A 9,777-nucleotide genomic window follows, 5' to 3' on the forward strand; every position below is an offset into this window, starting at 1 on the left:
AAGCGCTATATCAGGATAGTCTGAAGGTCTACCGGGATATGTACAATGTTACCCAAACCTTGATTGATGAAACCTTGGAACAAGGCATAGAACAAGGTATCAAACAAGGTATCAAACAAGGTAGAGCCGAAGGTAGAGCCGAAGGTAAAGCCGAAGGTAGACAGGAAGAAAAACAGCAGATTGCTAAGCAGATGAAGGCGGCAGGGTTACCTGCTCAGGATATTGCCCAATATACAGGGTTGAGTATGGATGAGATTGATCGGTTGTAGATTTAAATTGCTTCAAAGAGTTATTCTTTGTCTGTTTAGCGTTGCTGAATCAAGCTATGAATAGGAGTATAGTGAGCATCCTGCCTGCCCCAGAATATTGATAACGGGCAAGATGCCCATTCCACAAATAGGATAAACGCTATAGTTAATCTATCTATCAGTGTTTATCATAGCGATTAAAAGCACTATACTATAGCAATCCGTTTAGGAATTGTTAGAATTTATAAACATAAGTTTCCTACTCCCGACTCCCGACTCCCGACTCCCTATCAGCCATAAAAGCATTTTGAAATGGTTTTCCCGTTGCCAGATAAATACATTGACTTGCTCACAGATTTCGGCTTTAAACGTGTCTTTGGCACTGAGCCAAACAAGGCACTGTTGATCGACTTCTTGAATACTCTGTTGCCTCCCCATCATCAGCTGAAGAATGTTACCTTTAAGAATCCCGAGTTTTTGGGCAATACTTTAGTGGATCGAAGGGCTATTTTTGATATTTATTGTCAGAGCGAGACTGGTGAACGGTTCATCGTAGAAATGCAGAAGGCTAAGCAAAATTTGTTTAAGGATAGAAGTGTCTATTATTCTACTTTCCCGATCCAAGAACAGGCTGAACAGGGATTTTGGAACTATGAGCTCACGGCAGTTTATACGGTTGGCGTCCTAGATTTTGTATTTGATGACCATAAGCATGAGTCGGAATTGCTACATGTGGTGGAGTTGAAAAATCAGCACTGTGAAGTGTTCTATGATAAGCTCAAGTTTATTTATGTTGAGCTACCGAAATTTACCAAGTCTCTTGATCAGTTGGAGTCCCATTTTGACAAGTGGTTATTTTTATTAAAACACCTAGCCCAGTTGAATGAACCCCCATTACCGTTGCAAGAGGATGTGTTTGCCCAGCTCTTTGATGTTGCAGAGATTGCCAATTTTTCATCTAGGGAGCAAGCGCTATATCAGGATAGTCTGAAGGTCTACCGGGATATGTACAATGTTACCCAAACCTTGATTGATGAAACCTTGGAACAAGGCATAGAACAAGGTATCAAACAAGGTATCAAACAAGGTAGAGCAGAAGGTAGACAGGAAGAAAAACAGCAGATTGCTAAGCAGATGAAGGCCGCAGGGTTACCTGCTCAGGATATTGCCCAATATACGGGGTTGACTATCGATGAGATTGATCGGTTGTAGGTTGAAATTGCTTCAAGAGCTACAAATTCCTGGGTTTTTGCGAAAAATTGTTGCTTAGATAGGCGAACTGAAATACCGATAATCCCCCAACAAGGCACTTCACCATCACTTGGTCATAAAGACGCTTGAGCGAACCCTATACTCAGTCTTGACTACACTTCCAATGACTGTCGAGAAAAATGTCCGGAATAGGGTTGGATTAGGGCATCGCACATAACAGTAGTGAACCCTGTCCTTACTTCTCCAAATACGGACTCCACCTTGTGTAGGGTTTGACCATTAGCACATGAGCTTGTTTCTCGCTCAAACTCAATTTCCCAAGGATGCTCTTGAGGGTACGTTTTCGTCCGGCACAGGTGCCGCTACTGGTTTGGATAAAAAATTTCCTATCTCTGGACTGACATGCTCGAGAATATGACCACGAACCGCTTCTTCTATCCCGGACAAGGTTTGAACCTGCTCAGGGTCAGTTTCTACGCACACGTAAAGCAGCAATTGCTCGGGCGTGGGCTTTGATTTGGGCATGTTTGTCAGCATCCAGCACGCAGCACTCATGAGATCATAGGTCAACCAATTAAAGCTTACCTCTGATTGGTCAACACCCAACTTAAGTATTTATGCTGAATTTAAAATCCTACGCACACGTAAGAGGATATCTGAAAAGTTTTTTTATACTGAATTTTGCCCCCCTAGCCCCCCAACTTTGGGGGGAATAAGAGTCAATTTGCTTCTAAAAGTCCCCCAAAATTGGGGGATTTAGGGGGCTTGGATGTAGCAAATGAGACTTCTCAGACAACCTCTAAAGCAGCAATTGCTCGGACGTGGGCTTTGATTTGGGCATGTTTGTCAGCATCCAGCACGCAGCACTCATGAGAGAGATCATAGGTCAACCAATTAAAGCTTACCTCTGATTGGTCAACACCCAACTTAAGTATTTTTGCTGAATTTAAAATCGGGATGCACTCAAATTAGAAATTAGCGATTACTGTGTAGTTAGCAAGATCAATTTCAAGTTTTGTTCATAGAAAATATGGTGCTTTTACACAACTAAATAAGTTCCTAGAAGGATAAAAAAAATAGTGAAATTGCAGAAAATTATAACCACCCTCAGTTTAGCCTCTGTTATTACCACTTTAGCTGTAGTAGATATCCCCAAAAACGTCGAAACTTTTGCCTATTCATCTACTGGTCACTCAAGGAGTGAAAACATAGATCAGGGCAGTGATTTTGTAGCTTCCAGACATGGTGGACGTAGTGCCCGATTTGAAGATGGAGTATTTTCTGTGCGCCTTCCAGGAACAGCTACTGCCGGACAACAGCTAGATAGTTTTATATCTGCTAATTCTAGTTTTAGGGTTGATTCGAGAAAGAAGTATGTTCGTAACATAACTATTGGTTCTATTAGTCGGGATTCTATTAGTCGTGATGGCAGTGTGTCCATGAGGGCTAAATGGTCTGCTCAAGTATGTGTGATCCCTGGATTTAATTGGAAAGGAAAGTGGAAGTGCTATAACTGGAGTTCTGAGGGAGACAGCTTTGGAGCTTCATGCTCTATTGGGGGGCGAACACGCTATCTTCGTTGCAGAATGCCAGAAGTAGTTAATAAATATGTAAGAGAAGGTAGCATTTCTATTAACTAAGTTGTACGCATTATGGTGCTAGTTTTACTGATGAAAAGTTTAGCTGTTTGTCCTAAAAAAACACAGTCTGATATTCTTTAGCTATCAGGAAAACTTTATTTAGGGGATGAAATAAAAATATTCCTATTTCTCCATTCACAAAACAGTAGAAATATTTTTCCTATCAGGGTTGCATCTCAGAAACAAAAAGTGTTGTTCGTTTGAGTAATTTTATCATTAGGAAGAAAAAATGGATTCTTTAAACATAGCAAAAGCAGCCGTGTCTATACTAACTCCCTATTTGGCTCAGGTAGGAGGAAGTGTTGCTCAGGAAGTGGGTGGGTCAGTTTGGAAAAAAACTAAAGAAGTACACTCAGCTATTGTGAAACAGTTTAGTGGAGAGGGAACAGCACAGCAAGCTTTAGAACGGCTAGAATAAGAGCATTTAAATGAAGTTAAAAAAGCGGACTTTATAAGATTTTTAAAAGAAAAACTTGAAGCTGACCGTAAGTTTGCTGAACAGTTAAAAGAACTGATTGAAGATGTTCCTCAAGTAGTAAATAATGAGTTTAACACAAATATCCAAGGTGGTAGTGTTGGCAAACAAGTAAACATAGGTTCTGCTGGAGATGTAAGTTTTTAGCTTGTTTCTTGTTTAAGAGAAGTCAAATGGGCAGCTAAATAAAAGTGTTTTTAGGTATATTAAATCTTATTAAACCGACATCTAGCCTGTTTGTATGTTCGTGCCAAGCAATTGAATTTTTGCCAATTTTAAAGTGAATAATTGACATCATATTTTTTTTATTTGAGATTGTAAAAGATGTATTGGCGATTATTTGATTTAAAATTGTAGATTTTAGATTATCCCCACAAATAAATTCTTGGGCTTAAAAATACCAGTCTTCAATCTCAAACATAAAATATTTAGTCAAACTTAGTGTTTCGAATATAAAAAGATTATAAAAAGAGATAATATGTCCTTTAACAGTGAAGAAGATATTGCCAAACACTTGATAGAATTTCTTTCCAATGATAATAAGGGTCAAGCTTTACTTCAGGATTTAAAATCGAATGCTTTAGACGATGAAAGTATAAGTAAAGCCCTAAGAAATATCTTGCAGGTATATTTTCACACAGAAGTGTCCGGTGGGCAGGTTGATAAAATAGTTAACATTGCTAGAGCACATGTAGTAAATGTTCTTCTACCAAAGCTAAAACCCGAGCCACAAAATATTCCCGGTAGCGGTGTTAAATTTAACGGCAGAGAACTTGATATTGAAACTTTACACCAACTATTAAAAGAAAAAGGTCGAGTTGTTATTTACTCTGAAGCAAATAGTACTGGCAAAACAGAACTAGCAAGAAAATATGCTCAACTAGCTTGGGAAAAAAAGGTTTATCCAGGAGGAATTTGTTGGCTAAATGGAAAACGATCTGATTTAAAAGACCAGTTAATAGAGTTTGCCAAGTCAAAGTTAGAATTACCAATACCAGAGGATTTAGATTTAGCAAGTAAAGTAAATGATTTCTGGTCAAAATGGTCAAAAGATGATGTATTGATAGTAATTGATAACGTTAGTATTAGTAAATATGAGAGACTTATAGATATTATTCCTCTAGAAGATCAGCACTTTACGCTACTAATAACGATACCAGATAAATCAGTTGATGACAGACTACTAAATGACAATTTTGAGACTTTAGATTTAAGTCCTCCCGAAAAAGATTTTTTACCTTCTGCCGATGAAGACACTAAAGACACTGAAGACAACTTTATTTACGTACTGTTGACAACTGTAATATTACTAGTAATTGTAAGTGGTATCTCAGTATTTGTTTCCTATGAAGTAGTAGATAGTGAACCTTGGAAAACGGAGTTTACAGAAAATGGCTGGGTTGTTGAACTACTGAGAAGTTTTCTTTATTTTCTGGGTGAAATTTGGATTGTATTTAGGGTTTTCAGGCAGGATACTCGTGAGTTTTTTGGCTTAGAGAGTCCTTCGTCAGAATACAGAAAAGCTAGAAACGCCGTAAGGCTTTTTGCCATAGCCATAACCATAGCAGCTATGGTGATAGTTCCTTATTATCATCTGTACATTGCTCCTGAAAGACTAGCATCGGATTGGAAAGAAGAAACTGACAATAACCCAGAACTAAATTATATTAAATTGGAAAGTCCTCAGGGTTTCAGGGCATATATTCTTCCTTATAGAATTTACCTAGTTTATTCTTTAGCTAATTATATTGTGCTTTGGTTACCAATTATTATATCTACGTCATATTCAGCATTAAAAGATTTTACTTTTTTACACGAATATCGCAAAAGAATAGGAGATAAGCAAAATAAAATAGCGAATCTTAGATATCGGCAGTCATTTGTCTTTTCTCCAGTTGATATTTGTAACAAAATACAAGATAATTTTACTAATTTTTCTCGTATGTTCGTAGAAAAAATAGGTAACTATACATCAGTTTTTCTCGTGTTTTGTCTTGGTGTTACATTTGAGTTGGTAGTAGGAAGATACACCTTAGCAGAGAAAGCTATAGTATGGCTGTTTGTTGGCTATATTGTTTGGGCTGTAGGTATCCTAATTTTCTTGTTAGGTTACAGTTACTATGAGAATGCTCTCCAAGAGTCCAGAAATTTATTATTAAGGGTTGGGTGTGAGAATCTTCAAGGCTTTGAAGAAGAAAATAAGGTGACTAGATTTATTAGCCGGGTCTTTGATACTTATTTCAGCTTATATCTAGGTCTGATAATAATTGCAGTAGGATTAGCCGTGTTTGGGTTAGCTAAAGTTTTTGACTAATATCGTTGCGTTTAGTTTACTGCTTAATTAATCTTATCACTGGTAGCAAAACGTGCCTTAACAGGGTGGTGGTCTGAGTTAGTAAAGTTTAAGTTAATAGTCTCAACCGCAACAACTTCAACATTTGGAGAAGTAATAAAGCCATCAATAATCGTAACATAATTTTCACCGGGTATATACGCTTGGTGAACGGTTCTAACAGAAGGTACATTCGGATCTGCCACAATTTTCCAATCTGAAGGAAAAGCATCATCGGGTAAATCATGAACCCAGAAAAGGTATTTATCTTCTGTTTGATGGGGGAATTCTGTTTTAACAAGGCGCAGATTCCAATCACCGCCAATAACAACGAAATTACCACGCTGGTATTGCTTCATGGCAAAAGAGCGCACTGCTTCTAATTGTTTTGCTCGTATATCAGCGTTAGAATCAAATGCAGCTAAGTGCAAATTAATCAGAATCCATTTTTTATTTTCCACAGTGGTGGAGACTTGATTGACTACCATTTGATAGTTTTTGCGAAAAGCTCCGATGCGCCTAGCTTCTAAAGGTAATAATCTACTTTCTGAGTTAGAAATTAAACCAGGTCTGGCAAAAACTCCCAAGCCAGAATTAATGCTAATAGGTGGTGGAATGAGATGGGTGCAAAAATCAGACACATAGATATTTTGATATTGGTTTATTGTGTCAACAACAGCATTAAAAACACTGACACTGCGGTTGATTAAGCTAGCTTTAGCAATCTCTTGAAAAAAGAAAACATCTGGAGTCTGAGATTTAATAAAGTTGACAATTCCAGATACATTTTTTTTGACGATCAGTTTTGACTCTGGTAGCCAGTCAGTTCCGCCATCAAGGATAAAATTAGATTCTTTTCCGAGACCACCATAACCTATGTTCCAGGTGATTATTTCTAGTTCGTCCTTAGAGACTTCTGATAGCGAATTCCAGGAATAACTTTTTACTTTTGGGGGTGTATAAAATGCATTGACAAAAAAGATAGTTAATAAGGCACAAACCAAACTGCCAACAGTATAAAGCAATATTTTCTTCCTTTGTTTAAGTTTGATCTGAAAAAAAATCATCTCGTCCAATCGTATATTTGGGGTCGCAATTTTCCAAACAAAGGCTTGTTTTGAGTCCCCAGTTACAGCACGCCAACCAGTGAAAGCACTAATTAGTGTTAGTCCAACAGCAACCAACACAGCTAGCACCATACGTTCACGATAAGCTATGGTTAATTCAAAAATAGCAGCTCTATACCGCTCACCACCACCCCAGTTCCCATTTCAAACGAAAACCCCCAACCAGGGGGCATTCACACAGCAGGATTAAACTTTCTCCTTAACTAGACGGTTTAAAATGCCTCGTCAACATCCGAATTACCTCCCCCCTCGGTGACTGAGGGCAAGGGTGGAGTCCACAACACCACCTCAGAGAATTTCTTAAATAGAACTACTTCCCACCAGAGTCACAACTAGTGCGCAACAATTGTCGGGTGAAAGAGATAGGTGTGTAAGCAAACCTGTCAACTTTATGTACTTGAGAACGTCACCGACACTTTCCCTAGTTCTAATTCCAAGACTCGATCCTGTTCCTTTACCAGAATTCAGACAATGGAACTACTTCCCATTACGGCCAGTCTTTAACTTCCTGTTATTTTTGCCAACAAAATCAAAAATAATAAAAAGTGAATTTCAGGGGGAATTAGAGGGAAAAATGAAATACCAATAAGTCCGATTGCTGCCATTTCCACTAATAGAACTACTTCCCACCACGGAAGTACCAATAACTCCCGTTACAGGTATTAATACGTCTTTTTATTATCTTTTTTACTACTGTTAGGAAATAACAAAAAGATAACGGCACTTAATATTAAGTGAAATCTGTTAATTCTTGTGTTGGAAGTGGGTAGGTCGTCCGTTGGGACTACCGCCTGAAAGTGGAACTAGGTTAAGGGACCGATTGGTCGCTGTCTGTCGTTGGTACTGGGTAGGGGACTCGGTTGGGTCACCTACCCATCATTGGAACTAACGAAGTAGTCGGGGTTAGCCACTACCTTTGTTGAGTTTTATGTAGCGTTGTTGGGACTGGGTGGTAAGGTTTTTTCCTTACCGCGATCGCTGTATCAATGAAAAGCCCCAGCGACTGCCGGGGTGTGGAGTGCAATGGTAGGATGTGATTGATTAAATGTAGTTCTGCGGGGAATAGGGATTGATTCCATGTTCTCGCAGTATTCGTAATAGGCGAGCATTTTCTGCCTCTAGATGGTCTGGTTCAGCCATGCCTTCATAGAGGTCTTCCAATTGCTGATTTAGTTCCTGGTTGATATACTGCCAGCATTCGCTATTGTTTCTTAGATCGGTGTTCTCAGCTTCTAAGAAACTTACGTATTCAGAAAGCTTTTCATTTCTTTCGGTGATTGTAGTCGTATCACCGAAAGCTTCACGAATCCTTTCCTCTAATGCATCTATGATCAATCCGTTAGTCAATGCAAAAGCCCTTTTGTTGCCTTTGTTTCCACGACTATGCCAGTAAAGCCCAACTATGACCGGAGGCCATCCACTGATACGAGTCTGCCCTTTTAGTTGCTCTGGGTTTAAAACCTCAAAAGTGCCGGGCGTAAAACCCTTGCCCCATATATCTTTGAAGGCTTTTGATCGCAAAAAACGCCGGGCGTAAGATTCATCTTCTCCGATGGTTTCAGCAGAACCAGTCTGAGACATCAAGTAATCTCCAGACTCCGTCTTGAAACCATCAGCCTTAATGTCCCCAATGTAGAAAGGACAGTGAGTTACGTATTGCTTATTTTCCATGGTTAGAATGAATATGACATTGAACTGGAGTAATCCTCCACTTAGCGATCGCACCATTGACGGGGAATGCGATCGCTTATTCATAAGTATACCTATTTGATCGTCATCGGCAAATATTGCTTTTGTTATCTTTGTCGCCTCAAAACGTTAACAATAGACGACAGGAAAATCAATGATCACTGCAAGCCAGTAATGTATAGTGCCCCGGCTTAGGCCAATCGCTTTTAGCTGTTCCGTTCATAAAAACGCTGAATTAATCGATTTTTATCGTCTTTATTTACGAGTAAAAATAGCTTACTTTGCCCAAGGAGAGAAATGGGCGACGTTATGCTTGCCCACTTTTCTCCTTGTTTTATTCGTTTTCCGGAAAACTAGGTAGAGTTAAGGTACACGTCACAGACTTCCCGGCGTTGGACAGAGAGGCACCGTAGGTGATCGCATCAAATATCTGCCATTTCCACTAATAGAACTACTTCCCACCAGAGTTAAAACTATTGCTTAAAACTATTGCGCATATAGGGGAACTGAAGTACTGATAATCCCGGTTATGTTAATTAGTCGGGAGATAATAATAAACCTACAGTATAATTTGATGTCAGTTTGGGTGAAATACTTGCGCGCCACTTCCTTGTTAGAAGATGGGCGATAGACTACCCGAATCACCGTTCAATTACATTTGGTAGGTAAGGAATACCCTCATGACAAGTCCCCAGGTGATCTGTGCTGGTGAAATGTTGTTTGACCGTTTGTCTAATCAGCCAGGAAAACCCCTAGAACAGGTGGAGTCTTGGACAGACTATCCCGGTGGCGCACCAGCGAATACCGCTTGTGCTTTAGTAAAGCTGGGTATACCCACTGCATTTATTGGTTGTATTGGTCAAGATCAGCCAGGAGAAACACTGGTAGAGTTGTTAAAGGATGTTGGTGTCGATGGTACGGGAGTACAGCGTCATGGTACAGCTCCCACACGGATCGTCTATGTAGTGCGAGATGCCTCAGGCGATCGCAGTTTTGCTGGATTTGGTGATATCGATACCACAGAATTCGCTGATACACGACTTCAAGCCGATCA

8 protein-coding genes and 2 pseudogenes are annotated in these 9,777 nt (G+C 39.4%); 6 read left to right on the forward strand and 4 right to left on the reverse strand.

The annotated features are described in order from the left end of the window. Window positions 1–269: pseudogene (locus F6K51_RS33735) on the forward strand (hypothetical protein); the annotation flags it as partial. 291 nt (window positions 270–560) lie between these two features. Next, window positions 561–1,460 carry an Rpn family recombination-promoting nuclease/putative transposase gene (locus F6K51_RS33740; RefSeq protein WP_293029393.1) on the forward strand — a complete coding sequence of 300 codons (900 nt, stop codon included), beginning with the start codon at window positions 561–563 and terminating at the stop codon, window positions 1,458–1,460. A 238-nt stretch (window positions 1,461–1,698) separates the two neighbouring features. Here F6K51_RS33740 and F6K51_RS33745 read toward each other — a convergent pair. After that, a pseudogene (locus tag F6K51_RS33745) lies at window positions 1,699–2,001 on the reverse strand (ISKra4 family transposase); the annotation flags it as partial. Between the two features lie 247 nt (window positions 2,002–2,248). Next, the gene (locus tag F6K51_RS33750; RefSeq protein ID WP_293029397.1) at window positions 2,249–2,386 is read right to left on the reverse strand and encodes a hypothetical protein; all 138 of its coding nucleotides are present in this window, start codon (window positions 2,384–2,386) and stop codon (window positions 2,249–2,251) included. Window positions 2,387–2,539: 153 nt separating this feature from the next. On the opposite strand from F6K51_RS33750, the gene F6K51_RS33755 reads away from it, so the two are divergent. The 3 genes from F6K51_RS33755 (at window position 2,540) to F6K51_RS33765 (ending at window position 5,889) form a co-directional block, all read left to right on the forward strand. Further along, window positions 2,540–3,100, forward strand: coding sequence for a hypothetical protein (locus F6K51_RS33755; protein ID WP_293029400.1), 561 nt, complete (start codon window positions 2,540–2,542; stop codon window positions 3,098–3,100). Window positions 3,101–3,329: 229 nt separating this feature from the next. Beyond that, the gene (locus tag F6K51_RS33760) at window positions 3,330–3,518 is read left to right on the forward strand and encodes a hypothetical protein (RefSeq protein WP_293029403.1); all 189 of its coding nucleotides are present in this window, start codon (window positions 3,330–3,332) and stop codon (window positions 3,516–3,518) included. Between the two features lie 535 nt (window positions 3,519–4,053). Continuing rightward, window positions 4,054–5,889: a hypothetical protein gene (locus tag F6K51_RS33765; protein ID WP_293029405.1), complete on the forward strand. Its 1,836-nt coding sequence runs from the start codon at window positions 4,054–4,056 to the stop codon at window positions 5,887–5,889. Window positions 5,890–5,912: 23 nt separating this feature from the next. Here the strand turns inward: F6K51_RS33765 and F6K51_RS33770 are convergent, their stop codons facing one another. Next, a complete protein-coding gene (locus F6K51_RS33770) occupies window positions 5,913–7,106 on the reverse strand; it encodes an endonuclease/exonuclease/phosphatase family protein (protein WP_293029408.1) in 1,194 nt (397 codons plus the stop codon). A 969-nt stretch (window positions 7,107–8,075) separates the two neighbouring features. Beyond that, window positions 8,076–8,789, reverse strand: a complete 714-nt coding sequence (locus F6K51_RS33775) for a hypothetical protein (protein ID WP_293029412.1) — start codon at window positions 8,787–8,789, stop codon at window positions 8,076–8,078. 614 nt (window positions 8,790–9,403) lie between these two features. On the opposite strand from F6K51_RS33775, the gene F6K51_RS33780 reads away from it, so the two are divergent. Next, window positions 9,404–9,777: PfkB family carbohydrate kinase (locus tag F6K51_RS33780; protein ID WP_293029415.1), on the forward strand; the 374-nt coding region annotated here is incomplete at its 3' end.

The sequence above is a fragment of the Moorena sp. SIO3I8 genome, assembly GCF_010692325.1.
Classification (GTDB): domain Bacteria; phylum Cyanobacteriota; class Cyanobacteriia; order Cyanobacteriales; family Coleofasciculaceae; genus Moorena.

Excerpts from the sequence above, each read along its gene's own strand:
- F6K51_RS33740 (WP_293029393.1), top strand. The coding sequence starts at position 561 with ATGGTTTTCCCGTTGCCAGATAAATACATTGACTTGCTCACAGATTTC.
- F6K51_RS33760 (WP_293029403.1), top strand. The coding sequence starts at position 3,330 with ATGGATTCTTTAAACATAGCAAAAGCAGCCGTGTCTATACTAACTCCC.
- F6K51_RS33765 (WP_293029405.1), top strand. The coding sequence starts at position 4,054 with ATGTCCTTTAACAGTGAAGAAGATATTGCCAAACACTTGATAGAATTT.
- F6K51_RS33770 (WP_293029408.1), bottom strand. The coding sequence starts at position 7,106 with ATGGTGCTAGCTGTGTTGGTTGCTGTTGGACTAACACTAATTAGTGCT.
- F6K51_RS33775 (WP_293029412.1), bottom strand. The coding sequence starts at position 8,789 with ATGAATAAGCGATCGCATTCCCCGTCAATGGTGCGATCGCTAAGTGGA.